Source organism: Streptomyces sp. NPDC000410 (genome assembly GCF_040300305.1).
Taxonomy (GTDB): domain Bacteria; phylum Actinomycetota; class Actinomycetes; order Streptomycetales; family Streptomycetaceae; genus Streptomyces.
Genome location: NZ_JBEPDM010000001.1, coordinates 112,416 through 136,202, shown reverse-complemented (window position 1 = coordinate 136,202; position 23,787 = coordinate 112,416). Strand labels below are relative to the sequence as shown.

The 23,787-nt window shown below is 71.0% G+C and carries 23 protein-coding genes and 2 pseudogenes; 17 read left to right on the top strand and 8 right to left on the bottom strand.

Annotated features, from left to right (window positions below; translation table 11 throughout):
- Positions 1 to 3 precede the first annotated feature (3 nt).
- The 4 genes from ABT342_RS00665 to ABT342_RS00650 are packed head-to-tail and all read left to right on the top strand — an operon-like array spanning position 4 to position 3,917.
- On the top strand, positions 4 to 927 hold the full coding sequence (locus ABT342_RS00665) for an ABC transporter permease (protein ID WP_351564866.1): 924 nt from the start codon (positions 4 to 6) through the stop codon (positions 925 to 927).
- The gene (locus tag ABT342_RS00660; protein ID WP_351564863.1) at positions 920 to 1,891 is read left to right on the top strand and encodes an ABC transporter permease; all 972 of its coding nucleotides are present in this window, start codon (positions 920 to 922) and stop codon (positions 1,889 to 1,891) included. Before ABT342_RS00665 ends, ABT342_RS00660 begins: the two co-directional genes overlap by 8 nt.
- A 6-nt stretch (positions 1,892 to 1,897) precedes the next feature.
- Positions 1,898 to 2,872, top strand: coding sequence for an ABC transporter ATP-binding protein (locus tag ABT342_RS00655; protein WP_351564860.1), 975 nt, complete (start codon positions 1,898 to 1,900; stop codon positions 2,870 to 2,872).
- Complete coding sequence (locus tag ABT342_RS00650; protein WP_351564857.1) at positions 2,865 to 3,917, top strand: ABC transporter ATP-binding protein; 1,053 nt, start codon at positions 2,865 to 2,867, stop codon at positions 3,915 to 3,917. Before ABT342_RS00655 ends, ABT342_RS00650 begins: the two co-directional genes overlap by 8 nt.
- A 19-nt stretch (positions 3,918 to 3,936) precedes the next feature.
- On the opposite strand, the gene ABT342_RS00645 is transcribed toward ABT342_RS00650, so the two are convergent.
- Both ABT342_RS00645 and ABT342_RS00640 read right to left on the bottom strand, forming a co-directional pair.
- On the bottom strand, positions 3,937 to 4,518 hold the full coding sequence (locus tag ABT342_RS00645) for a GNAT family N-acetyltransferase (RefSeq protein WP_351564854.1): 582 nt from the start codon (positions 4,516 to 4,518) through the stop codon (positions 3,937 to 3,939).
- Positions 4,508 to 6,649 carry a penicillin acylase family protein gene (locus ABT342_RS00640; RefSeq protein ID WP_351564852.1) on the bottom strand — a complete coding sequence of 714 codons (2,142 nt, stop codon included), beginning with the start codon at positions 6,647 to 6,649 and terminating at the stop codon, positions 4,508 to 4,510. The genes ABT342_RS00645 and ABT342_RS00640 overlap by 11 nt, the downstream gene beginning before the upstream one ends.
- A 67-nt stretch (positions 6,650 to 6,716) precedes the next feature.
- On the opposite strand from ABT342_RS00640, the gene ABT342_RS00635 reads away from it, so the two are divergent.
- Entirely contained in the window at positions 6,717 to 7,454 is a 738-nt protein-coding gene (locus ABT342_RS00635) for a siderophore-interacting protein (protein WP_351564849.1), read from the top strand.
- A gap of 186 nt (positions 7,455 to 7,640) precedes the next feature.
- Complete coding sequence (locus tag ABT342_RS00630; protein ID WP_351564846.1) at positions 7,641 to 8,618, top strand: hypothetical protein; 978 nt, start codon at positions 7,641 to 7,643, stop codon at positions 8,616 to 8,618.
- A gap of 14 nt (positions 8,619 to 8,632) precedes the next feature.
- On the opposite strand, the gene ABT342_RS00625 is transcribed toward ABT342_RS00630, so the two are convergent.
- Entirely contained in the window at positions 8,633 to 10,807 is a 2,175-nt protein-coding gene (locus tag ABT342_RS00625; protein WP_351564843.1) for a S9 family peptidase, read from the bottom strand.
- Between the two features lie 156 nt (positions 10,808 to 10,963).
- Between ABT342_RS00625 and ABT342_RS00620 the strand changes: the two genes are divergently transcribed.
- The 6 genes from ABT342_RS00620 (at position 10,964) to ABT342_RS00595 (ending at position 17,507) form a co-directional block, all read left to right on the top strand.
- Positions 10,964 to 11,158 (top strand): hypothetical protein, encoded by a 195-nt coding sequence (locus ABT342_RS00620; RefSeq protein ID WP_351564840.1) that lies wholly within the window; start codon positions 10,964 to 10,966, stop codon positions 11,156 to 11,158.
- 55 nt (positions 11,159 to 11,213) lie between these two features.
- On the top strand, positions 11,214 to 12,200 hold the full coding sequence (mshB, locus tag ABT342_RS00615; protein WP_351564837.1) for an N-acetyl-1-D-myo-inositol-2-amino-2-deoxy-alpha-D-glucopyranoside deacetylase: 987 nt from the start codon (positions 11,214 to 11,216) through the stop codon (positions 12,198 to 12,200).
- Positions 12,197 to 12,598 carry a DUF6113 family protein gene (locus ABT342_RS00610; protein ID WP_351564834.1) on the top strand — a complete coding sequence of 134 codons (402 nt, stop codon included), beginning with the start codon at positions 12,197 to 12,199 and terminating at the stop codon, positions 12,596 to 12,598. The genes mshB and ABT342_RS00610 overlap by 4 nt, the downstream gene beginning before the upstream one ends.
- Positions 12,599 to 12,784: 186 nt before the next feature.
- A complete protein-coding gene (locus ABT342_RS00605; protein ID WP_351564831.1) occupies positions 12,785 to 14,986 on the top strand; it encodes a hypothetical protein in 2,202 nt (733 codons plus the stop codon).
- Positions 14,987 to 15,166: 180 nt separating this feature from the next.
- On the top strand, positions 15,167 to 16,372 hold the full coding sequence (locus ABT342_RS00600; protein ID WP_351564828.1) for an NAD(P)/FAD-dependent oxidoreductase: 1,206 nt from the start codon (positions 15,167 to 15,169) through the stop codon (positions 16,370 to 16,372).
- A 238-nt stretch (positions 16,373 to 16,610) separates the two neighbouring features.
- Positions 16,611 to 17,507, top strand: coding sequence for an RNA polymerase sigma-70 factor (locus ABT342_RS00595; RefSeq protein WP_351564825.1), 897 nt, complete (start codon positions 16,611 to 16,613; stop codon positions 17,505 to 17,507).
- A 95-nt stretch (positions 17,508 to 17,602) separates the two neighbouring features.
- On the opposite strand, the gene ABT342_RS00590 is transcribed toward ABT342_RS00595, so the two are convergent.
- From ABT342_RS00590 to ABT342_RS00575, 4 genes are all read right to left on the bottom strand, one after another.
- Positions 17,603 to 18,052, bottom strand: coding sequence for a type II toxin-antitoxin system VapC family toxin (locus ABT342_RS00590; protein WP_351564822.1), 450 nt, complete (start codon positions 18,050 to 18,052; stop codon positions 17,603 to 17,605).
- Entirely contained in the window at positions 18,049 to 18,381 is a 333-nt protein-coding gene (locus ABT342_RS00585) for a hypothetical protein (protein WP_351564820.1), read from the bottom strand. Before ABT342_RS00585 ends, ABT342_RS00590 begins: the two co-directional genes overlap by 4 nt.
- A 22-nt stretch (positions 18,382 to 18,403) precedes the next feature.
- On the bottom strand, positions 18,404 to 19,195 hold the full coding sequence (locus ABT342_RS00580; protein WP_351564817.1) for a hypothetical protein: 792 nt from the start codon (positions 19,193 to 19,195) through the stop codon (positions 18,404 to 18,406).
- A gap of 189 nt (positions 19,196 to 19,384) precedes the next feature.
- Complete coding sequence (locus ABT342_RS00575) at positions 19,385 to 20,707, bottom strand: RNA-guided endonuclease InsQ/TnpB family protein (RefSeq protein ID WP_351564814.1); 1,323 nt, start codon at positions 20,705 to 20,707, stop codon at positions 19,385 to 19,387.
- Between the two features lie 23 nt (positions 20,708 to 20,730).
- Between ABT342_RS00575 and ABT342_RS38170 the strand changes: the two are divergent.
- The 4 genes and pseudogenes from ABT342_RS38170 to ABT342_RS00560 all read left to right on the top strand — a co-directional run.
- Positions 20,731 to 20,862: pseudogene (locus ABT342_RS38170) on the top strand (IS200/IS605 family transposase); the annotation flags it as partial.
- Positions 20,863 to 20,869: 7 nt separating this feature from the next.
- Positions 20,870 to 20,977: pseudogene (locus ABT342_RS38165) on the top strand (transposase); the annotation flags it as partial.
- A 262-nt stretch (positions 20,978 to 21,239) separates the two neighbouring features.
- Positions 21,240 to 21,818 (top strand): DUF5753 domain-containing protein, encoded by a 579-nt coding sequence (locus tag ABT342_RS00565; RefSeq protein ID WP_351564811.1) that lies wholly within the window; start codon positions 21,240 to 21,242, stop codon positions 21,816 to 21,818.
- The gene (locus ABT342_RS00560) at positions 21,805 to 22,113 is read left to right on the top strand and encodes a DUF397 domain-containing protein (protein ID WP_351564808.1); all 309 of its coding nucleotides are present in this window, start codon (positions 21,805 to 21,807) and stop codon (positions 22,111 to 22,113) included. The genes ABT342_RS00565 and ABT342_RS00560 overlap by 14 nt, the downstream gene beginning before the upstream one ends.
- On the opposite strand, the gene ABT342_RS00555 is transcribed toward ABT342_RS00560, so the two are convergent.
- The gene (locus ABT342_RS00555) at positions 22,095 to 22,847 is read right to left on the bottom strand and encodes a hypothetical protein (protein ID WP_351564805.1); all 753 of its coding nucleotides are present in this window, start codon (positions 22,845 to 22,847) and stop codon (positions 22,095 to 22,097) included. The two genes, ABT342_RS00560 and ABT342_RS00555, sit on opposite strands and share 19 nt — an antisense overlap.
- Before the next feature lie 125 nt (positions 22,848 to 22,972).
- Here ABT342_RS00555 and ABT342_RS00550 point away from each other — a divergent pair, with 125 nt between their 5' ends.
- Entirely contained in the window at positions 22,973 to 23,761 is a 789-nt protein-coding gene (locus tag ABT342_RS00550) for an oxidoreductase (RefSeq protein ID WP_351564802.1), read from the top strand.
- The last annotated feature ends 26 nt before the right edge of the window (positions 23,762 to 23,787 follow it).

Genomic DNA, 23,787 nt, shown 5'->3' with positions numbered 1-23,787 from the left:
GCCATGGGGCGCTATGTGATCCGGCGTCTGCTCCAGATGATCCCGGTCTTCATCGGCGCCACGCTGCTGATCTTCCTGATGGTCAACGTGATGGGCGACCCCATCGCGGGCCTGTGCGGCGACCGCGAATGCGACCCCGCGACGGCCGCCCAGCTGCGGAAGGAATTCGGCCTCGATAAACCGGTCTGGCAGCAGTACCTGACGTACATGGGCAATCTCTTCACCGGCGACTTCGGCACCGCGTTCAACGGCCAGCCGGTCACCGAGCTCATGGCCACCGCCTTCCCGGTCACCATCAGGCTCACCCTCGTCGCCATCGTCTTCGAGATCGTCATCGGCATCACGCTGGGCGTGCTGACCGGACTGCGCCGAGGCCGCCCCGTCGACACCGGCGTACTGCTGCTGACCCTGGTCGTCATCGCCATCCCGACGTTCGTCACCGGTCTGCTGCTCCAGCTGCTGCTCGGCGTGCAATGGGGCTGGATCCGGCCCGCCGTCTCGCCCGAGGCGCCCCTCGACGAACTGATCGTTCCGGGACTCGTCCTCGCCTCCGTCTCGCTCGCGTACGTCACGCGCCTCACGCGGACCTCCATCGCCGAGAACCGGCGCGCCGACTACGTCCGCACGGCCATCGCGAAGGGCCTGCCGCGCCGCCGCGTCATCACCCGCCATCTGCTGCGCAACTCGCTGATCCCGGTCGTCACCTTCATCGGCGCCGACATCGGCGCGTTGATGGGCGGCGCGATCGTCACCGAGCGGATCTTCAACATCCACGGCGTCGGCTACCAGCTCTACCAGGGCATCGTGCGCCAGAACACGCAGACCGTCGTCGGCTTCGTGACCGTGCTGGTGCTGGTGTTCCTGCTGGTGAACCTGCTCGTGGACCTCCTGTACGCCGTCCTCGACCCGAGGATCCGCTATGCCTGAGCCACGGGAGAACGCGATCGCTCCGACCGGGGCGGGGGGCGCGATGGACCTGGCGACCAGCGAGGGCGAGACGCTGGAGCGCACCCCCGGCGGCCCGCTCGGCACCGGACCTTCCCAGAAGCCCCGCAGCCTCTGGTCCGACGCCTGGCGCGACCTGCGCCGCAATCCCGTCTTCCTCGTCTCCGCCCTGGTCATCCTCTTCCTGGTCCTCATCTCGCTGTGGCCGTCGCTGATCGCCTCCGGAGACCCGCTGTCCTGCGACCTCGCCAAGGCCCAGGAGGGTTCCCAGCCCGGCCACCCCTTCGGCTTCGACGGCCAGGGCTGCGACGTCTACACGCGCACCGTCTACGGCGCCCGCACCTCGGTCACCGTCGGCGTCTGCGCGACCCTCGGCGTGGCGCTCCTCGGGTCCGTGCTCGGCGGGCTCGCCGGATTCTTCGGCAGGGCGTCGGACGCCGTCCTCTCCCGCCTCACCGACGTCTTCTTCGCCATCCCGGTGGTGCTGGGCGGCCTGGTGCTGCTGTCCGTGGTCACCAGCAACACCGTCTGGCCGGTGATCGGGTTCATGGTGCTGCTGGGCTGGCCGCAGATCTCCCGTATCGCCCGCGGCTCGGTGATCACCGCCAAGCAGAACGACTACGTCCAGGCCGCGCGCGCCCTCGGCGCCTCCAACTCCCGCCTCCTGCTGCGCCACATCGCCCCGAACGCGGTCGCCCCCGTCATCGTCGTGGCGACCATCGCGCTCGGTACGTACATCGCGCTGGAGGCGACCCTGTCGTACCTGGGCGTCGGGCTGCGGCCGCCCACCGTTTCCTGGGGCATCGACATCTCCGCCGCGTCCCCCTACATCCGCAACGCCCCGCACATGCTGCTCTGGCCGGCCGGCGCGCTCGCCGTCACCGTGCTGGCGTTCATCATGCTCGGCGACGCGGTGCGCGACGCCCTCGACCCCAAACTGAGGTAGGCGGCCATGCTGCTCGACGTACGAGACCTGCACGTGGAATTCCGTACGCGGGACGGAGTCGCCAAGGCCGTCAACGGCGTCGGCTACTCGGTGGACGCGGGCGAGACCCTCGCCGTGCTCGGCGAGTCCGGCTCCGGGAAGTCCGTCACCGCCCAGGCCGTCATGGGCATCCTCGACGTTCCGCCGGGCCGGATCACCGGCGGCGAGATCCTGTTCAAGGGCCGGGACCTGCTGAAACTCAAGGAGGAGGAGCGGCGCGGGATCCGTGGTGCGGAGATGGCGATGATCTTCCAGGACGCCCTGTCCGCGCTCAACCCGGTGCTGACCGTCGGGGAGCAGCTCGGCGAGATGTTCACCGTGCACCGGGGGATGTCCCGCAAGGACGCGAGGACGAAGGCCGTCGAGCTGATGGACCGGGTCCGCATCCCGGCGGCCAGGGAACGCGTCGGTCAGTATCCGCATCAGTTCAGCGGCGGAATGCGGCAGCGCATCATGATCGCGATGGCCCTGGCGCTGGAGCCGGACCTGATCATCGCGGACGAGCCGACGACCGCGCTGGACGTGACCGTGCAGGCCCAGGTGATGGACCTGCTCGCCGAACTGCGGCGCGAGCTGAACATGGGCCTCATCCTCATCACCCACGACCTCGGGGTCGTGGCCGACGTCGCCGACCGGATCGCGGTGATGTACGCGGGCCGGATCGTGGAGAGCGCCCCCGTCCACGACATCTACAAGGCGCCCGCCCATCCGTACACGCGCGGGCTGCTCGACTCGATTCCCCGGCTGGACCAGAAGGGCCGGGAGCTGTACGCGATCAAGGGCCTGCCGCCGAATCTGATGGCCATTCCGCCGGGTTGCGCCTTCCATCCGCGCTGCCCGCTGGCCCAGGACGTGTGCGTGACGGACGAGCCGGAGCTGTTCGACGTGAGCCGGGACCGGGGGAGCGCCTGCTTCTTCTGGAGGGAGTGCCTCCGTGGCTGAGCGGGCCAGCGAGCCGATCATCGAAGTGCGCGGGCTGCACAAGCACTATCCGCTCACCCGGGGAATCGTCTTCAAGAAGCAGGTGGGGGAGGTCCGAGCGGTCGACGGGGTCGATCTGGACCTCTTCCCCGGCGAGACCCTCGGCATCGTCGGCGAGTCCGGCTGCGGCAAGTCCACCCTCGCCAGGATGCTGGTTCATCTGGAGCGGCCGTCGAGCGGCGAGATCCGCTACAAGGGCGAGGACATCACCAAGCTGTCCGGGCGCGCGCTGAAGGCGGTGCGGCGCAACATCCAGATGGTGTTCCAGGACCCGTACACCTCGCTGAACCCGCGCATGACGGTCGGCGACATCATCGGGGAGCCGTACGAGATCCATCCGGAGGTCGCCCCCAAGGGCTCACGGCGGCAGCGGGTCCAGGAACTGCTGGACGTCGTCGGCCTCAACCCCGAGTACATCAACCGCTATCCGCACCAGTTCAGCGGCGGCCAGCGGCAGCGCATCGGCATCGCGCGCGGACTCGCGCTACGGCCGGAGATCATCGTGGCGGACGAGCCGGTGTCGGCGCTCGACGTGTCCGTGCAGGCGCAGGTGATCAATCTGCTGGACCGGCTGCAGAAGGACTTCAGCCTGAGTTACGTCTTCATCGCCCACGACCTGTCGATCGTGCGGCACATCTCGGACCGGGTGGGGGTGATGTACCTGGGCCGGATCGTGGAGATCGGCAGGGAGGAGGAGATCTACGAGCATCCGACCCACCCGTACACCCAGGCGCTGCTGTCGGCGGTCCCGGTGCCCGACCCGGACGCGCGGGCGCACCGGACGCGGGTCATCCTGTCCGGAGACGTACCGTCCCCGACGAGCATCCCGTCCGGTTGCCGGTTCCGTACGCGCTGCTGGAAGGCCCGGGAGCGGTGCGCGCTGGAGGTGCCGGAACTGGCGGTTCCGGAAGTCTTCCGGCTGAGCGAGGGCCCGGCGAAGCACGATTCGGCGTGCCACTTCGCCGAGGAGAAGCGGGTGGTGCCGACGGACGACACCACCCCCTAGCGCCTGATGGCTTCTCCTGCTAGTTCCTGTGCAGGAAGGCCAGCCGGGCCTTCTTCTCCGGCAGGAAGACCTCCGGAAGGATGATCTCCGGCAGGACGATCTCGGGACCGAGCTCGAAGCCCGTACGGGCCAGTCGCTCGATCGCCTTCTCGTTGTGGATGTCCGGCTCGGCGACGATCCGGCGGACCAGCGGGTCCTCGAAGACGAAGCCGGTGAGGACGGACAGCAGGGCGGCGGTGAAGCCGGGGCGCGGGGCGCCCGCCGAGGGGCCGATCAGCAGGTGGACGCCGATGTCGCCGGGCTCGACGCCGTAGCACTCGCTGACCCGGTCGGCCTCCGGCTCGTAGGTCTGGAAGAGCAGGACCGGGCGGCCCTCGCACTCCACCAGCCACGCGTGGTGGGTGGTGAGGGAGTCCAGGTGCTGGTAGATCTCCAGGACCTCGTCCCGGCTCGCTCCGCCCATGCCCCAGAAGCGGGCGCGCTCCTCGGTGACCCAGGCGTGCACGGTGTCGATGTCGCGCTCGGGGGCCAGGGGCCGGACGGTCGTGGTCCCGAGCTCGTCGACGTTCCGCTCGTACACGACGGTGGGGTCAGTGGTCATTGGTTTCCTCGGTCAGCTTGTCGAAGTCGGTGATGACGGGGATGAGTTCGCCGCGCAGCCACAGCGGCAGCTGGTCGCGGTGGTGGGCGTCGCCGGGGACGCCGCGGGCGCCCAGCGGGACCACCCACAGGCTGTTCTCGCGCCGTTCGAGGTCCCACACGTAGCGGGCGGCGGGCCCGCGCGCGCTGAGGTCGGTGAGGCCGGGAACGCTGGACGTGGACAGGACGCAGTCGTGGTCGCCGGGCAGCCCCGGCCACTCCTCGTTCGCCACGACGCCGGGAAGGGCCTGCCAGGGCGCGAGCCGGTGCAGCTCGCCCCAGGTGGCCTCCGGCGGCTCCGCGGCGACCTCCTCGACCGCCGCCCGGACGATCGCGGCCCGGTCGATGCCCGGCAGCAGACGGGTCGTGAGCAGCCCCTCCAGGGCGTACGCGACCTTCACGACCGGGACGAGCCACGGCTGGAAGACCGCAGGGTACGGCAACGGCCCGGCGAGCGCGGCGAGTTCCGGGTGCGCGGCGATGCGTCGTACGACCGCGGACCGCACCGCGGCGTACACGGCGGCGACGGTGCTGTCGGCATCCATCCGCCGGTCCCAGCACAGCAGCCGCTCCCGCAGCTCGGCGGCCTCCGGAGCGAGTCCTTTCAGCTCCGCGACCAGCTCCAGCAGGGGCTTCGCGGACGCCAGATGCGTGTCGGTGTGGACGGTCGCCATCTCCGGCGCGGTCCAGGACGCGGCCCCGCGCAGCAGCTCGCGGATCCGCTGGGCGCGGTGCGGCGGCGCGAACTCCACCCCGAGCGGGGCGGCGAGGGCGCGCGCGTTCGCCATGACCGCGACGTCCTCGACCTCGGCACGGGGCATCGGCTCGTGCCACCCCTGCCACTCGTGCCCTTCCTCCCAGGCGTCGACCACCCGCATCCGGTTCTCGTGGTTGCGCACCGGCACCCGCCCGGCGGTCCGGTGCAGCAGGCCGCCGGCCGTGTCGGCGGCCTGTACGACGTTCACGGGCTCCACCCATCGCTCGTACGCCCGGTCGACGTCCGCTACGGTCCGGGCCCTGAGCAGCGCGGGTATCGCGGCGAAGCCGAGGTCGGCGGTGACGCGGGGGACGTAGCGGAGGCTGATGGCCCGGGCGACGGACGCGCCGCTCGCTGCCGCCGCTGGGTGGCTGCCCGGTGCCGAGTGCCCGCTCGTGCCCCGGCCTTCGGCCGCGCCGGCGGCGTCCGGCGCGGCGCCGATGATCACCGGGCCCCGTCGCGTCTCGATGACGTCGATCTCGACCGGTTCGCCGCCCGCGACCTCGATGGTCTCGGTGTGGTGGGTGGCCGGGTGCCAGCCGTCCGGGCCGAGGGCCTGGATGCCGTCGGCGGTGCGGCGCAGGCGTTCGCGGTAGAGGTCCTGGTAGTCGGCCATGGCGTTGGTGATCGCCCAGGCCACGCCGCCCGTGTGGCCGAAGTGGGCGAGGCCGGGGACGCCGGGGACGGCGAGGCCGACGACGTCGAAGTCGGGGCAGACCAGGTGGATCTGCTGGTAGACGCCGGGGTCCTCGATGAAGCGGTGCGGGTCGCCCGCGATGAGGGGGGCGCCGGAGCGGGTGCGGGCGCCGGTGACGAGCCAGCCGTTGGAGCCGGAGGTGCCGGGGCCGTCGGTGGCGAAGAGGTCGATCGCCTCGTCGCCGAGGCGCCGGGCGACCTCCTCGCGCCAGAGCTTGGTGGGGAAGCCGGCGAACAGGATGTGCGTGGAGAGCCAGACCGCGAGGGGCGTCCAGGGCCGCCAGCTTCCGGGGACCAGCCCGGCCGCCGCGAACTCGGGCGCGGCGGCGGCGCCTTCCGCGAGGCCCGCGTCGACCCCGTCGACGTACGCGCTGACCCACACCCGGGTGTCCTCGTCGAGCGCCTCGTAGCAGCGCCGCGCGGTGTCCTCCAGGCGCGCCTGCCGGACGAACCGGTCCCAGGCGACGGCCTCCGTGCCGAGGAACGCGGCCGTGGTCCCCTGCGCCCGGTGCCGCTCGACCTCCAGCTGCCAGGCACGGTCGACGGCCGCGTTGTACCCCTGGGCGTACGCGAGTTCGATTGCGCTGCCCGCGCGCAGATGCGGGATTCCCCACGCGTCGCGATAGACCTCGACCTTCACGCCGGCACTCTCCTTTAGTAGGTTAGGCTGGCCTAACTTTAACCGGGGCGCAGGGGAGGAGAGCACGGTGGGTCATGGCTGGGAGGGCGTCGTCCTCAAACTGATGCGGGGGAAGGACTTCGCGTTCACGGTGACCGGATCGGAGCAGGTCACCGACCGGTACCGCCGCGTCCACCTCACCGACGGGGGCATGCTCGCCGCGACCGGAGTGCACCCCACCATGTGGGTGCGGCTCTGGTTCGAGAACGCGGGCAAGCCGCACCAGCGCGCCTACACCCTCGTCGACCCCGACCCCGCCGCCGGAACCTTCAGCCTGGAGTTCGCCCTGCACGACGGCCGTGCGAGCGACTGGGCCCGCGGTGCCGAGCCCGGCGACACCATCGAGGCCACCGTCCAGGGCACCGGCTTCGCCGTGCCCGATCCGCTGCCCTCCCGGCTGATCGTGATCGGCGACCCCGCGTCCCTCCCCGCGATCAACTCGCTCCTCGGCGCGATGCCCGGGACCCCGGCCACGATCTGGTTCGAGACCCCGCACGAGTCCGACGCCGATCTGCCCGTACGGGACGGCTCGCCGCACCACGAGCTGCGCAGGATTCCCCGCCGCGACGCCGGGGCGCACCTCGTCGAGGAGGTCAGGGCCGCGCTCCCCGCCCTGCTCGGGGACCCGTCGGACGCGTACGTCTGGATCGCCTGCGACGCCGCGACGACCCGCGCCCTCACCTCGTACGTCCGCAAGGACCTGGCCGTCCCCAAGGACCGGGTGAACGCCCTCGGCTACTGGCGCGACGTGGCCCCGGCGGCATGAGGTCACATGTCCGGGTGAACACCCCTCGCATTCGTTAACTTTCAGGCAACTTGCCGGACGCGGCGGCGATATGCGAACGCGTCAGGCTGAGCACCGTACGGCCGTGCGGGTGCCGTGGACCGGCCGGGCGCACCATGTCGTCCCGGCCGGTCGCATGTCCGCCGCGGGTCCGCCAGTATCGCTCGGGTGACACTCACACGGGGAGCACGCCTCACGGGCGCCGCGTTATGCGCCGCGCTCGCCGCACTGGCCGCCGCCTGGATCGTCCGGGACTTCCGCGCCGTCGACGATCCGCTCGCCCTCAGGTGGTCGTGGGCAGGTGGCGGTCCTCCTCCCGGCCGCCAGGTCACGACCACGCTCCACGACCCCGTCCTGCTGATCGGATACGTCGTCGCGGGCATCGCCGCCCTGCGCGCGTCGGTCGCCCCCTCCGTGCTCCTCACCGCCTCGGTCGTCACCTTCGCCGTACGGCTGCCCGCGCTCTGGATGGTGGCCGCCACCTGGATGGACCTGCGGGCCACCGACGAACTCCGCAGCCGCGCGCTGCTGTGCACCTTCGCGGTGCTCGGCATGGCCGCCGCACTGCTCATCACGGCGGTGGCGGGCCGCCGCCCGGCGCACCGGACCGACCTGCCCGCGCGCCCCTCCCGCCGGGCCGCCGCCACCGCCTTCCTGCTGCTCGCGTCGGCGGCGGCCGTCCGCGCCGCCTGGGAGGTGTACTGGACCACGGAGATCCCGGCACGCGCCTACCTCGACCGGTTCAGCGGCAGCGCGTCGCTGCCGATGCCCCTGCTGGGCACCCCGCCCGGCTGGCTGTCCGCGGTCCTCGTCCTCATCGCCCTCGCCGCCGCGGCCGGTGCCCTCTTCCGTGGTGTCCACTCCCGGCCGCTGGGCCTCGCCGCGGCCGGACTCCTCACCGCGAGCGGCGCCGCCGGCCTGTCGCTCATGATCCGCGCCGACCTGCCGTCCCGGCTCGGCGAACTGGCGGTCCCCGAGCAACTCGCCGTTGCGAGCTTGCTGTTCGAATGCGCGGCGGGCGCCGTGACCCTGCTGGTGCTGGCCCGCAGGGGGGCGGGCGACGGGTCCGGCGGGGCGCTGCCGCAGGTGCAGCGCCCCGCCGTTCACGGTCCGCCTCCGCCCTCTTCCCTCCCGCCCGGCTGGTGACATGGGTTTGTCCCTCAGCGCATGCGCAGCGCCCGCTTGAGGAAGTCCACCTGGAGCAGGAGCAGGTTCTCGGCGACCTGTTCCTGAGGAGTGATGTGGGTGACCCCGCTGAGCGGCAGCAGTTCATGGGGGCGGCCAGCGGCGAGCAGCGCCGACGACAGCCGCAGGCTGTGTGCCGCCACCACATTGTCGTCCGCCAGCCCATGGATGATCATCAACGGTCGGGCCGGTTCGGCCGGTTCGGCCAGCCCCTCGTCCGTGACGAGGGAGTTCGCCGCGTACACCTCGGGCCGCTCCTGCGGCGTGCCGAGATAGCGCTCCGTGTAGTGGGTGTCGTACAGCCGCCAGTCCGCGACCGGCGCGCCCGCGACCGCCGCGTGGAACACGTCGGGCCGGCGCAGCACCGCCAGCGCGGCGAGATATCCGCCGTACGACCAGCCGCGGATCGCCACCCGCCCCAGGTCCAGCGTTCCGGCGAACGGCCCGGATCCGGCGAGCGCGTGCAGCGCCTCGACCTGGTCGTCCAGCGTGTGCGTGAAGCCGTCCTCGATGGCCTTCTCCCAGGCGGGGGAGCGCCCGGGGGACCCGCGCCCGTCCGCGACGACCACCGCGAAACCCTGCTCGGCGAACCACTGGGACGTGAGGTGGGCGTTGTGTGCGGCGAGCACACGCTGGCCGTGCGGGCCGCCGTACGGATCGAGGAGCACCGGAAGCGGGCCGTCCGACTCCTGGTGGCCGGAGGGGAGCAGGACGGCGCACGGAATCCGCCGTGCGCCCCCCTCGATGAATCGCGCGCGGGGGCTCAGCACCGGTTTCTCCGCATACGACCCGACCGTGGCCACCGGCTTCCCGTCCCGCAGCACCCGCACCACCGCGCCGCTCACGTCCGGCCGCGCGGACGAGAGCACCGTCACCGGCCCCGACCGCACGGCGGAATGCACCCCCACGCCCTCGGAGACCCGCTCGATCCCCAGCTCACTGACCCGGTACACATGGATCTCCCCGGTCTCCGGCGCGGCGGCGTCCTCGCCCGCCGACGCCGAGATCAGGACATCCGTGTCCCCGACGTCCAGCACCGCCCGCACATGCAACTGCGCCCCGGTCAGCGGCCGGTCCCCGACCGCGAGCACCCGCGCGCCGCCCTCCTCGGCGATCCGCACCAGCCGCCCGTCCGGAGCCCACGCGGGCGCCCCCGACGGAAGCTCCACCCACACCGGGTCCTCGTCGACGTGCACCGTCCGCGTCGCACCGCTCTCCGCGTCCACCCCGAGGTACAGCGCCGTGTGCTGGTCCCGGCTCTGCACCAGGAGCAGCGGGGCCCCGGCCGACGACCAGTGCACCCGCGCCAGATACGGGTACCGCACCCGGTCCCACAGCACCTCGGTGCGCGCCCCGTCGAGGCCCACCACGTAGAGCCGCACCTCCGCGTTGGGCGTCCCCGCGGCCGGATACGCGACCCCCGCCGGCTCCCGGTCCGGATGCGCCGGATCCGCGATCCACCAGCGCTGTACGGGCGCCACGTCGGCCCGCGCCACCAGCAGCCGGTCCGACTCCGGCGACCACCAGAAGCCGCGCGAGCGGCTCATCTCCTCGGCCGCGACGAACTCCGCCAGACCGTACGTCGTCCCCGCGTCCTCCGGCTCCGCCAGCGCCCGGTCCCCGTCCCCGTCCGCGCCGATCACCCGCAGCGCGCCTCCCGCCGCGTACGCGACGTACCGCGCGTCAGGCGAGGGGCGCGGGTCGACCACCGGCCCGGCGGCGGGCAGTTCACGCGCCGTCCCGGCCCGCAGCTCGGCCGTGAACAGCCGCCCGGACAGCGCGAAGGCCGCCAACTCCGCCGCCTGGTCCACGGCGTACCCGACGATGCCCCCGGACCCCTCACGGCTGCGCTCGCGCCGCGCCCGCTCCTCGGCGGGCAGCTCCTCCACCGCCCCGCCCAGCAGGACGTCCGGGTCGGCGGCGACCCGCTCACGCGCCTCCTGCCCGGGCGGGCCGTCCAGGTCCAGGACCCAGAGCCGGTAGGCGCGTTCCGTCCCCGAGGGGGACCGGAGAAAGACCACCCGGGAGCCGTCAGGGGACACGGTGAACGCGCGCGGCGCGCCGAGCGTGAACCGTTGTGTGCGGGCGTACTGGCGCGGGAAGGACATCGGCGCCGAAGGGGCGGAGGAGAGCTTCTGCCTCGAAGTCATGTGGCCGAATCTAGTGCTGTGCGCCCCCATGTGCTGCCGTGCACCGATCGATGCGTGGGGGCGGATAGTTATGATCCGTAGCGCTAGGTGGGTATGACTCCTCCGGCACATGCAAGCTGCTCGTTACCGACCGAATATCTGTGGAGGTGAACCGCCGTGGCACTCTCGATTTCGGCGGTGGTGCTGCTGGCGATCATCGTCTTCCTGCTGGTCAAGAAATCAGGGCTGAAGGCGGGTCACGCGGCGGTCTGCATGCTGCTCGGGTTCTTCCTGGCGAGCTCCTCGATGGCCCCCACGATCAGCCAGATGACCACGAGCGTGGCGGGCATGATCGGCGGCCTCAAGTTCTAGGAGGTGTCCGGCCTCACGTTCCCGGGGTCCGGCGAGGGCCTCGTAGGCTGGTGGCATGACGGACCTCCCCTCTCGTCGTCTGCTCCTGGTGCACGCGCACCCCGACGACGAGTCGATCAACAATGGCGCCACCATGGCGCGGTACGCCGCCGAGGGCGCCCACGTCGCTCTGGTGACGTGCACCCTCGGTGAGGAGGGCGAGGTCATCCCGCCCGAGCTGGCCCATCTGGAGGCCGGCCAGGACGATGGCCTCGGCGCGCACCGCGTCGGTGAACTGACGGCCGCGATGGCCGAGCTGGGCGTCACCGACCACCGCTTCCTCGGCGGCCCCGGCCGGTTCCGGGACTCCGGGATGATGGGCGTGCCGCAGAACCGCCGCGAGGGCGCGTTCTGGAACACGGAGGTGGACGACGCCGCGGCGTACCTCGTCGAGACGATCCGTACGGTCCGGCCGCAGGTGCTCATCACGTACGACCCCGACGGCGGTTACGGCCACCCCGACCACATCCAGGCGCACCGCGTCGCGATGCGCGCCGCCGACCTCGCCGCCGAGCGCGCCTTCCGGCGCGACCTGGGCGAGCCGCACACCATCGCCAAGATCTACTGGAACCGTGTGCCCCGGTCGGTGGCCGAGGAGGCCTTCGCCCGACTGCGGGCGGCGGACGCGGGATTCCCGGGCATCGCCGACATCAAGGACATTCCTGGCGTGGTGGACGAAGCGGAGATCACCACCGAGATCGACGGCTCCGCCTACGCGGACCGGAAGGCGGCCGCGATGCGCGCCCATGCCACCCAAATCGTGGTGGACGGCCCGTTCTTCGCGCTGTCCAACGACCTCGGCCAGCCGGTGTTCACCACCGAGTACTACCAGTTGGTCCGCGGTGAGTCCGGCGCCCCCCAGGGGGAGCGCGAGCGCGATCTGTTCGCGGGCATCGCGGGCATCGCGGGCATCGCGGGCATCGCGGGCGATGCGGGGGTCGCAGGGGTCGCAGGGGCCGAAGGCATCGAAGGCATCGAAGGAACCGAAGGAGTGGCGCAATGACCGACACCGGAGCCTGGCTCACCAGGCCCCCGAAACCGGGACGGATCGCCGCATATGTCGCCCTCATCGTCCTCGGCTTCTTCGTCGGAGCGGCCGGTTCGCTGGTCCAAGCCGCCTGGTTCCCGGCCGGATTGCTGCTGGCGCTGCTCGCCACGGCCGGTCTCTTCTACGGCGGGCTGCGGGCCACCGGCACCCAGATCGGCGTCCTCGCCCCGGCGGCGGGCTGGCTCGCCGCGGTCCTGCTGCTGAGCGCCGGACGGCCGGAGGGCGACGGCCTCTTCGCCGGCGGGCTCGGTGAGATCGTCTTCCTGCTGGGCGGAATGGTGGTGGCTGTGATCTGTGCCACCATGGCGCGGTTGCCGCAACCGGGCGGAGGATCCGGTCGACTTGGCAAGTGACGTGCCCCATCTACGGCCGAAATGACCTCGGCATGAGCCGGTGCCCGTAGGGCAGACCGAACGTCGCTTCCCGTAGTCGCCGGGTACGTTTCGGCAGCGGCCAGTATGGTGGTGCGCGCCGCCGAGCCGCCCGCAGCAGTGAGCACCAGTAAGAACGGGCGGCGGAGCCAACCGGGAGAACCTGCTTTGAGTCGTGAAACTGACAGTTCGTCCTCCGGCCCGCAAGGGCGCGGCGGAGCCGCGTATCCCTCGGGGACACCGCCGTACGGATCCCGCCAGTATCCGTCGCTGCACCCCACGCAGGACGCTCCGGACGAGAGAGCCGAACCGGCGTCCGCGCCGGAGTCGGACGAGCCCAGGACCGAGACCACGCTGACCACCCGCATCCGGATCAACATTCCGGGCTCGCGGCCGATCCCGCCGGTCGTCATGCGTACGCCGATGAGCGAGAGCGACGTGGACGCGCGCGAGCGTACGGGCAGCGTGCCGCGCCCCGCGGCGGCGGACGCGCCCGGTGCGGGTGCCGCTGGTGCGGCGGGTGCGCGTGAAGAGGCCTCGGCCCCGGCGCAGAAGCCGGCCGAGGAGAAGGCCAGCTCGTGGTTCGCGCCGCGCAAGACTCCGGCGGCGGCGCCGCCGGAGACGCCGGGCGAGCCGACCCCGCCGCCTGCGCCGAGCCAGTCCGCGCCGCCGACCGGCGCCGGGCAGCGCCCCAGGAGCGCGCTCAGCGACCTCGCGGCGGACTCGGGGGCACCCGGGCCGACGGGACCGGGCAGCCCGTCCGGCGCGGGATCGGCGAACGGCTCCGCGAACGGCTTCGGGCCCGGTGGCCCGTCCGGCTCCGCGCCGGGTCCGGCGAACGGTTCCGCCAACGGCTCCGGCAACGGCTTCGCTCCGGAGCGCCCGACGCCCCAGCTCGGTCTGCGCCCCCCGGGCGGTCCGTCCGGCCCCACGACGGGTCCGGCCACCGGCACCTCGCCGTTCGCACCGGCGGCCGACAGCTCGCCGTTCGCGCCGGCCGCTGACGGTTCCCCGTTCGCGCCGCCCTCCGGGACCTCGCCGTTCGCGCCGGGCGCCGGTGCGCCCCGGATGAGCGACGACACCGCCGAGCTGACGCCGCAGAAGCCCGCCCCGGGCCCCGGCCACGGCCCCGGTCCGCTGACCGCGCCGGGTGGCAATGTCTCGGGCGACACACTGACCAGCGGCATCCCGGTGGTCCCGTCGGACCACCAGTCGCCGTTCGCGCCGGGCGGCGGTCCGGGCACCGGCACCGGCCCCTGGCCGTCCGAGGGCCCCGGCGAGGGCTTCTCCACGCCGGACTTCCCCGGCGCGGCGGGCTCGGCCCGCGTCGCGCCGTCGCCGTCCGCGTCGCCCACGGCGGAGGCACAGGCCCGGCCATCGGCGCCCGCCCCCGCGCCCTCGTCGTCGTCCCGCCCCGCGAAGAAGGGCCGCTCCAAGCTCGTCCTCGCCGGTGCGGGCGCGTTCGGCGCGCTCGGCATCGCGTACGGCGCCGGGCTGCTGATGAACCACTCCGAGGTCCCCAAGGGCACGACGGTGCTCGGCGTCGACATCGGCGGCGGCACCACGGAACAGGGCGTCGCCAAGCTCGAAGCCGCCCTCGGCGAGCGCGCCTCGACCCCGCTCCAGCTCACGGTCGGCGACAAGAAGGAGCAGCTCGCGCCGGACAAGGCGGGCCTCGGCCTGGACAGCCAGGCGACCGTCCGCGCCGCCTCCGGCAGCGACTACAACCCGGTCTCGGTGATCGGCTCCCTCTTCGGCGGCGAGCGCGTCGCCCAGCCGGTGATCCCGGTCGACGAGGAGAAGCTCCAGGTCGCCCTCAGTGACCTGGCGGGCAGCTCCGGCTCCGCCACCGAGGCCACGATCAAGTTCGAGCCGAACAAGGCCGTCGCCGTACCGGGCAAGGCGGGCCAGTCCCTCGACATCCTGAAGTCGATGACCTCGGTCAAGGACGCGTACCGCGCCCAGGTCGAGACGGGCAAGGCCAACGAGGTCGAACTCCCCCTCGGCACCCGCGAGCCCACCATCACCAAGACCGAACTGGACCGGGCGATGAGGGAGTTCGCCGCGCCCGCCATGTCCGGCCTGATCACGATCAAGGCGGGCGGCAAGCAGATCGATTTCGGCCCCGCGCGATCGCTGCCGAAGATCCTCTCCATGAAGGCGATCGACGGCCGTCTGGTCGAGGTCTACGACAAGAAGGCGATCGAGGAGCTGCTCGACGGCACCTTCGACGGCATCCAGATCACCAAGGGCGACGGCAAGAAGCACCCGCTGTCGGTCGACGACGTCGCCCAGGCCATGCAGAAGGCGCTCCGCGGGAAGACCCCGGCCGAGCGTACCCAGACGATCGCGCTCGACGGCGAGGGCTGACCGGCCCGACTGCCCGGATCGCCCGAGCCCCCGCCCCGACTTCCGGGCGGGGGCTCGGGCGTACGCACGCCCGGCTGTCCCCGCTCCGCCACGCCCTCGGAGTGACCTGCCTCACAGGCTGTCACAGTGATCGGCCACGCGGTGTCTTGTGTCCGAACCCCTTGAAGCGGAGGAGACACCATGGCTGAGAACACCGATGTGGTCGTGATCGGCGGCGGTTACGCCGGTGTCATGGCGGCCAATCGCCTGACGCAGCGCGACGACGTGACGGTGACGCTGATCAACCCGCGTCCGACCTTCGTCCACCGGATCCGTCTGCACCAGCTGGTGGGCGGGTCCGACGACGCGGTCGTCGACTACCGGGAGGTCCTGGCCGAGGGGGTCGGGCTGGTGGTCGACACCGTGACCCGGATCGACGCGGTCGGCCGCAGTGTCACGCTGGCGTCGGGCGGCACCATCGGCTACGACTACCTGGTCTACGCGCTGGGCAGTGGCAGCGCCGACCCGTCGGTGCCGGGAGCGGCCGAGTTCGCCTACCCGATCGCCACGCTGGAGGAGGCGCAGCGCCTGCGGCCGGTCGTCGACGCGGCGTCCGCGACGGCGCCGGTGACGGTGGTCGGGGCCGGTCCGACCGGTATCGAGACCGCTGCCGAGCTGGCGGAGGCGGGTCGGGCTGTGACTCTGGTCTGCGGTGGGGTTCTCGGCCCGTACCTGCACGCGCGCGGTCGGCGTTCGGTCGCGAAGCGGCTGGCCAGGCTGGGTGTGACCGTGCTCGAAGGACCCGACGCGAAGGTGACGGCGGTGACCCGCGATGCCGTGCGGCTGGGCGGTGGCCGCGAGTTGCCGAGCGAGGTGACGATCTGGACGGCTGGTTTCGGTGTGCCGGATCTGGCCGCGCGCAGTGGGCTGAGCACCGATGAGCTGGGTCGTCTGCTCACGGACGAGACGCTGACCAGCGTGGACGACGAGCGCATCCTCGCGGCCGGGGATTCGGCGGCGCCGTCGGGCCTGCCGCTGCGGATGAGCTGCCAGGCGGCGATGCCGCTGGGCGCGCGGGCCGCGGACACGGTGCTGGCCCGGATCGCGGGTGAGCGACCGGAGAACCTCAATGAGCGGTTCGCCGGCCAGTGCATCAGCCTGGGTCGGAGCGACGGCATCTTCCAGTTCGCCGACAAGTCCGATGCCGCGGTGTGGTTCCACGTCGCCGGCCGCCCCGGCGCGAAGCTCAAGGAGTTCGTGTGCGAGGGCGTCGTCAAGCACCTGGCGGAGGAGGCGCACAAGCCCGGTGGGTACAGCCTGCACAACGTCTCCGGAGGCGCCAAGCGCCAGCAGTTGCTGCAGGCCAAGCGCGGCGAGGCGCAGGTCACCGCCGAACGGGCAGCCTAGAGAGTCGATCCGCTCCGAGCCGACCGCGACGGATCCGGAAGGATGTCGTGCGGCGACGCGCATAGCGCGGGGCGCCGCCGCACGCATGTGTTCAACAACGGCCCTTTCAGCAACGGATCATGATCAACTTGTCGGACCGAATGGCCGCCAACGAAAGGGACCGCGCTGTGGATACACGCTTGAAGACCTTGAAGACCATCGAAGCTCACGGCCGTCCGAGAACGCAGGGGTCCGAGATATGAGCGAGCACGCCAACGACCCGGCGACCGAGAGTTTCGTCGCCCACCGCAACCTGCTCTTCACCGTCGCCTACGAGATGCTCGGCTCGGCTGCCGATGCCGAGGACGTCCTCCAGGAGACCTGGTTGCGCTGGGTCGAGGTCGACTTGGAGCAGGTGCGCGACCACCGCGCCTACCTCGTCCGGATCACGACCCGGCAGTCGCTCAACCGCCTGCGCACGATGCAGCGCCGCAAGGAGGCGTACGTCGGCCCCTGGCTGCCCGAGCCGCTGCTCACGGCGCCGGACGTGGCCGAGGAGGTGGAGCTCGCCGAGAGCATGTCGACGGCGATGATGCTCGTCCTCGAAACGCTGTCGCCGACCGAGCGGGCGGTGTTCGTGCTGCGCGAGGTCTTCGATGTCGGCTACGACGAGATCGCGGCCGCCGTCGACAAGACCCCGGCCGCCGTCCGCCAGATCGCCCACCGCGCCCGCCGGCACGTCGATGCCCGCCGCCCCCGCCGGGTGGCCTCCGCGCGCGAGACCCAAGCGGCTCTGGAGTCGCTCCAGCGCGCGCTCGAAACCGGGGACCTTCAGGGTTTCCTCAAGGTGCTCGCCCCCGAGGTCGTCTACATGGGCGACGGCGGCGGCATCAAGCAGGCCGCCCTGCGGCCGATCATCGGCGCCGACAAGGTGGCCCGCCTCATCGTCGGCGGAACCGCCAAGGCCGGACGCACATTCGCCCTTAGTCCCACTGTCGTCAACGGTAACCCGGCCCTCCTCGTCCACCTGGACGGCGAGCTCGACGGCATCATGACGATCCGCATGGAGGACGCCCGCATCACCGGCCTCTACTTCGTCCGCAACCCGGAGAAACTGTCCGGCCTCGAATCCGAGATTCCGCTCACCCTGCGATGAATGCGCGGCGGCGGATCAGCCGCTCGGACCACCGGTCTGTCGGCCGTCACCGGAGCCCGATCCAACCCGGGACCGGTGACGGCCGGCGACTGTCGTCAGACCCGCACAGGGACGATGCGCCGGGTGCCCGGGAGCTGGTCGAGGTACACCTGGATGTCGTCCGGGTCGGACGTGGCGACGGCAGTCGCCCCGATCTGCTGGGCTGTGAGAGCGACGAGCCCGTCGATGGGGTCGGGACGCTTCTTGGCGGGCAGCGCCGCCTGCCCGATGAGTTCCCCGACCTGGTGCCACTCGGCGGCCGTGTAGCAGCACACGATGGCGCACTCCTTGAGCGCGCGGGCGAGATACACACGTCTGGCACCGAGACGCCACGCCTGGGCGACGACCGGCGCGGGAACGACCGGACGACCGCTGCTCGCGAACTTGCGATGACGGCCGAACGCGCGAGCCGGCGACTTGTCGGCCAGGGCGATCAGCATCCCGGCGTCATACACCGCGTCGCCGAGCGTGCCCTGGTCCGGGCAGGTGGGGCAGCCCAGGTTCATGCGGCGGCACCACCGTTGCGACGAGCCGTCCCAGCGCTGCGGCGAGCGGACTCGGCGCGCGCCGCGGCGACTTCGGCCTCGCCGCGGGCGATCTCGTCCGGATCCAGGTCTGGCGGCGGCCACTCGATGGTCTCCGCCTCGGCATCGACTGCGGCGATCGCGGCGTCGATGTCGGCCCAGGCCTCAGCCACTCGTGCGAGCCGCGCGGCCTCCTTGCGACCGGCCATGACGAGGAAAGCGGACACGTCGAGTCCGTTCTCCGCCGCGACCTTCCGGATCAGCTCTGCGTCGGCAGGATCCAAGCTGATGGAGATGCGAGTCTTAGCCACGCTTTCAGCGTAACACGTCATATTACGATGCTCCTCTCATTGCGGCCCTCGCAGCCGCTGCCCCGTGCAGGGCTGCCAGGGAGTTCATGGGTGCGGCCCCGGTCGCCGCCGCCTCCGCGCGTGTACGGCGGCACTCCGGGCACAGCTCCTCGTCGGCCACGGGCCGGAAGAGGCACGGCTGGGTGTGCGAGCCCGTGCACTCGCGCATCAGGGCGACCCGGGGCGGGGGAGGTGCGGCAGGGACGGGCGGTACGTGCCTGAGCAGGTACCGCAGCAGCCCGCCGGGCCGGTGGATGGTCTGCCCGGCGGCGGGCAGACCGTGCCCGATCGCGGCCCGTACGCCGTCGGCGCTGTGCCCGCACCGCAGCCATTGCGCGGCGAGAGCCGCGAGCTCGCTGAGCATGCCGCGTGGCACGCGTAGCCGGGGATCCAGGTCCCGTAGCTGCTCGATGAGATCCCTGGCGGCGTGGTCACCGGGCTCGGGGGCGGGAGGTCCATCGGGGACCTCGGGCGCCGCGGACACCTCCGGCGCCTCCGCCGCGGACACCTCCGGCGCCTCCGGCGGGGGAGGGTTGGAGGTGTTCTCCTTCGGGTGTTTATCTGGATGGCGATCGACGGACCGGGCCTCCGGCTCACCGGCGGTCTGAAGGGGGCCTGTCAGTGCGACCTGCCGCAATGTGGCGACTTCCTCGGCGCTCAGCGGCACATTGGACGCCAGCTGCTGCGTCCGCCAGAGCCCGCCCGCCCCCTGCTCCTTCCACTCGTGGACGAAGCCCTCGTCCACGAGTTGCTGCTTCGCCCGCTGGAAGGCCATCGGCTTGATCCCAGCGCGCTCGGCGGTCGTAGACAGGGACTCATGCTTGTCGGCGGGGAGCGACAGCTGCCAGGTGAGAAGCCGGCGTCGGAGTTCAGACGCGGATGGCGGATGAGGTCGTTGAGGTCGTTCGGAACCTGCGATTGAAGTGCTCTCCTCCCTTCGCAAGCTGAGGAAGGAGATTCCCGTCTACCTTGCGGTGGCGGGCTTGACGCCGCGGGTGCGCCTGACGACTGCCCTCCCGGCAGCCGGGATCGCCACGTGGCCGATCCGGTACTGGTGCAAGACGTTCCGGGCTCCGTTGTGGTCGGCGTTGCCGGTCCATCCGCAGTCGGGGTTCTTGCACACGAACAGGGCCTGCGTTTCCCGGCTGCCGGGCGTGAGGAAGCCGCACGCGGAGCAGCGTTGGGAGGTGTAGGGCGCGGGGACTTTGACCAGGGTGCCGCCGTTGCGGGTGGTCTTGTACGTCAGCATGGTCACGGTGCGGCTCCATGCCTCTTGGAGGCTGGAGCGGTTGAGGCCGGACTTCTGCTTGACGTTGGTTCCCGGGTTGTCGACGGTGCCCTTCGCGGACTTGGTCATGTTCGTGATGTGCAGGTCTTCCACCACGATCACGCTGTACTGCTTGGCGAGGGTCGTGGTGGTCTTGTGCTGCCAGTCGATGCTGCGGCGCGTGGCTTTTGCGCGCAGTGCTCGGATCTGGTCGTAGGTGCGGTGCAGGCGTCGGGAGGTCTTCTCCTTTGGCTTGCGGAAGGTGTTGCGGTGTGCGGCCCGCTGTTCCAGGCGGAGGAGCTTGGCCTTCTCGTCGGGGTTCATCCACTTGTCCCGGTCGGAGGTGCCGTTTGGGAGACGGGGCGGGCGGCCGTGGTCGTGGTGGTTGCCGTCGGAGAGGGCGAGGGGGATGGTGACGCCGAGGTCGATGCCGACCTCCGGTCCCGGGTGGGGTTCGGGGGTGCGGTCCAGGGTGGTGATCCGGAAGGCGATGTGCCAGCCCAGGCTGTCCTTGACGAGCCGGGCTCCGGTGATCCGGTTGTCGCTGTTCGCCTGCTTACCGACGGGCAGGTCTTTGGTCCAGCGGAAGCGGACGCGTCCGATCTTGGGGATGTTGACCACGCCCCATCGGCGGTGGACGCGCTTGATCTGGAGGTCGCGGCCCTGGGGGATGTCCACTGACATCACCGACCGGAACCGGCCCTTGAAGTTCGGCTCGTCGGCGCGACCGTCCCAGCAGTTCTTCCAGGCTTGGAAGTACGTCTTGAGGACCGCCTGAGCGGCCTGCGCGGGGAGCGCCGCGAGGAAGTCGATGTCCTTGCGGGCCTGCCGGATCGCCGTGTCCGCGGCGGTCAGGGACCGCTTCTCCTTCGGCATCATCTGCCACCAGGCGTGCAGGCAGTTCCACATGGTGCGGGCCGCGTGCGCCTGATCGTCCACGGCCCGGATCTCGGCAGGCGACAGGGCCAGACGGGCGCGATGCCCGAACTGCCGCTTCACCAGGCCGAGTTCTGAGTTCACGCGATCACTCTATCGTTTGGTTCATGTCACCGAGGTGGAATCCAAACCCCGACGTACGCACCGGCCGTCACGTCGTCCACAACCTGCATGTCCACTTGGTTTTCGTCACCAAGTACCGGCGCAAGGCCATGACGGACGCCATGCTCACGCGCTGCGCGGTATTTGTGGGGCGGACACTTCTGGTCCGGCTCCTACTTCGCAGGCTCATGCGACGGCGCACCCCTGACCGTCGTCAAGCGGTACATCGCGAACCAGAAACGGCCCGTCTGACCGTCACACCGGAGACGCGGCGAACTCCGGCGCTTCGCGCCTCCGGGCCATGGATGCGCTTCACCTCCGCCCTAAAGGACGGAGCACTGCACAAGATCAGAGGTAGAAGCGGGCAGGCGGGATAACATGACGAAGCATTCCGGGTGCTCCTTTGTCAGCACTCGCGGTGAAGGCCCTCGCTGCTGGGCGCAACCAGCGCGGGGGCCGCTTTGCGCTCACCGTACAGCCAACATGCCTATACACAGCGTGACTTCACTCGAACGTGTGGCTCACCATCGCCCGCCGTACCGTGCCTGCTTCGCCCGCAGCCACGCCCGCACCTCCTCGGCCTCCTCGGCGGAAGCGATTCCAGACGGAGGCGTACGCGCGCGAAGTGCTGAGCTCCGGCTCCAAGCCCAGGAGCGACGAGGCACGTGACAAGCTCCTCGTCACCCGCCTGGAACGTGCCCACATACTCGAGAACTTCGACTCACCCGTGGTCTGGACGATGCTGGACGAGGCAGTGTTGCGGCGCCCCATTGGTGGCCCGGTGGTCATGTGCGAACAGCTGCGTCACATCGTGACGTTGGGGGAGAGTCGTCGCATCCGCGTCCACGTACTCCCCTTCGACGTGGGCTATCACGCCATGCTGGAGGGGCTCGTCGAACTGATGTGGTTCGAGGACCTCCCGCCCATCGCCTACGTGGAAACGTTGAAGACGGGCAGGGTCTGGGAACTTCCGTCCGTGGTACGTGAATGCCAGGTGGCCTACGATCAGGCCCTGGGCGACGCCCTGTCGCACCGCAAGTCCCTTGCCCTCATCAGGTCCGTCGCGGAGGAATACGAGCATGCAGCGCGCTGAGCACATGATTCCCGACGCCTCGGTGTTGCCCGCCTGGCGCAAGTCCAGCTACAGCGGCGGCACCAGCGGCGACTGCCTGGAGGTCAGCGACGCCTTCGCCGATGCCTGGCGCAAGTCCAGCCACAGCGGCGGCAGCAGCGGCGACTGCCTCGAAGTCAACGACGCCTGCCCCGCCTGCGTTCCCGTCCGCGACAGCAAGAACCCCACCGGCCCCGCTGTCCTCTTCGCCCCCACCGCCTGGACCTCCTTCGTCACCGCCCTCAAGACCGGGGACGTTTACTCGCAGGTGATCTGACCCTTCTTCTCGTCGAGCATGCCCTTTGACGGGCCGCTGGTGATCTCCACCTTGCCCGTGTAGTCGATCACCTGACCGGGAGTCGCGCAGCCCGCTGTCACCCCGGGCGCGCCCGGTCTCTCCGTCTTGGATCCCGGTTCGTTGAACGTGACCGTCGTGGTGCCTGACCCTCCCGATGGGGGGTCCACGCGGACATCGAAGCTGTAGGTGACCTTTCCGGCGGTTGACGTATTGATCGTCACCTCGGGCCCGACTACGGCCAGGCGAACCTTCCCCTCCTCCACCACCACAGTCTTTGCGATGAGGTTCAGAGCCACGGCCGTAACGGTCGCTTCCTTATTGATGTCGCCCTTCTTGTCCTTACCCTTGCCCTTTTCCTGTTTGGGCTTGGAGCACTTCAGGGGCTTCGTCGTTTCGGGCTTCTTCAGGTCCTTGTACGCGACAGCGACGTAGTTGCCGTACGGCACACCCGTGTGCGAGAAATCCCCCGCTTCCGATGTTGTGCCGCTGATACTGATCTTCTGCTTCTTCGAGGCGACCTCCACATACTTGTTGGGCGTGAACCCTGACAGCTTTATGTCGTACGTGGTGTTGCCGGATTGATCGGCCGCACCCTCCACCAGCACGCACGTCGGCCGGGGTAGGACTGCCCCTTCCGCGGAAACGGCCGGAGCGAGCGCGGTCGAGGGGACGAACAGCGGTGCGAAGAGCGCGAGACGACGACGCCAGTTCATCCGTCTACCTCCCGGTCGAGGGAACAGTCCATTGTGGCCGTGGGGGCGTGACGGGAACGTGACGGCGTGACCCTGACGGTCCACCGCACCTCGCCGCACCGGCCGTCCTTGGACAGGCTGAGGTCATGGACCTGGGTTTGTCGGGCAAGGCCGCCGTGGTGACAGGCGCGAGCAGGGGTATTGGCCTGGCGGTCACGCGGGCCCTCGCCGCCGAAGGCGTACGCGTGGCCGCCGCCGCCCGCACGCTCACGGGGCCGCTCTCCGAACTGGCGGACAGCGCGGATGTCCGTCCCGTGCTGGTGGACCTCGCCACGCCCGACGGGCCCGCGCACCTGGTCGACCAGGCGGTCTCCCTCTTCGGCGGGCTGGACGTGCTCGTCAACAACGTGGGCGCTGTCCAGCCGCGCACCGGAGGGTTCCTCTCCGTCAGCGACGAAGACTGGACCTGGACCCTGACGATCAACCTCATGTCCGCGGTCCGGACCACGCGCGCGGCCCTGCCGCACCTGATCGACCGCGGGGTTGGCGCCGTCGTGACCATCGGTTCGGTCGGCGCCCGTCTGCCGGACCCGTCCTTCATCGACTACTGCGCGAGCAAGGCGGCTCTCGCCAGCTTCAGCAAGGCCCTGTCCAAGGAGTTCGGCCCCCACGGTGTCCGCGTGAACACCGTCACCCCGGGCCCCGTCACCACGGACATCTGGCTGGGCGAGCAGGGCCTGGCGACCACCCTCGCCGCGACGGCCGGCGGGAGCCGGGAAGCGGTCACCGACGCGGTCGCGGCCCAGTCGGCGACCGGCCGCTTCAGCCGCCCGCAGGAGGTCGCCGATCTCGTACTCCTGCTGGCGAGCGAACGTGCGGGCAATGTCACCGGCTCCGACTTCGTCATCGACGGCGGAGTCGTCACGACCCTCTGATTGCAATCCGCGCCGGTAACACCTGG

Excerpts from the sequence above, each read along its gene's own strand:
- ABT342_RS00665 (WP_351564866.1), top strand. The coding sequence starts at position 4 with ATGGGGCGCTATGTGATCCGGCGTCTGCTCCAGATGATCCCGGTCTTC.
- ABT342_RS00660 (WP_351564863.1), top strand. The coding sequence starts at position 920 with ATGCCTGAGCCACGGGAGAACGCGATCGCTCCGACCGGGGCGGGGGGC.
- ABT342_RS00655 (WP_351564860.1), top strand. The coding sequence starts at position 1,898 with ATGCTGCTCGACGTACGAGACCTGCACGTGGAATTCCGTACGCGGGAC.
- ABT342_RS00645 (WP_351564854.1), bottom strand. The coding sequence starts at position 4,518 with ATGACCACTGACCCCACCGTCGTGTACGAGCGGAACGTCGACGAGCTC.
- ABT342_RS00625 (WP_351564843.1), bottom strand. The coding sequence starts at position 10,807 with ATGACTTCGAGGCAGAAGCTCTCCTCCGCCCCTTCGGCGCCGATGTCC.
- mshB (WP_351564837.1), top strand. The coding sequence starts at position 11,214 with ATGACGGACCTCCCCTCTCGTCGTCTGCTCCTGGTGCACGCGCACCCC.
- ABT342_RS00610 (WP_351564834.1), top strand. The coding sequence starts at position 12,197 with ATGACCGACACCGGAGCCTGGCTCACCAGGCCCCCGAAACCGGGACGG.
- ABT342_RS00600 (WP_351564828.1), top strand. The coding sequence starts at position 15,167 with ATGGCTGAGAACACCGATGTGGTCGTGATCGGCGGCGGTTACGCCGGT.
- ABT342_RS00595 (WP_351564825.1), top strand. The coding sequence starts at position 16,611 with ATGAGCGAGCACGCCAACGACCCGGCGACCGAGAGTTTCGTCGCCCAC.
- ABT342_RS00590 (WP_351564822.1), bottom strand. The coding sequence starts at position 18,052 with ATGAACCTGGGCTGCCCCACCTGCCCGGACCAGGGCACGCTCGGCGAC.
- ABT342_RS00580 (WP_351564817.1), bottom strand. The coding sequence starts at position 19,195 with ATGGCCTTCCAGCGGGCGAAGCAGCAACTCGTGGACGAGGGCTTCGTC.
- ABT342_RS00560 (WP_351564808.1), top strand. The coding sequence starts at position 21,805 with ATGCAGCGCGCTGAGCACATGATTCCCGACGCCTCGGTGTTGCCCGCC.
- ABT342_RS00555 (WP_351564805.1), bottom strand. The coding sequence starts at position 22,847 with ATGAACTGGCGTCGTCGTCTCGCGCTCTTCGCACCGCTGTTCGTCCCC.
- ABT342_RS00550 (WP_351564802.1), top strand. The coding sequence starts at position 22,973 with ATGGACCTGGGTTTGTCGGGCAAGGCCGCCGTGGTGACAGGCGCGAGC.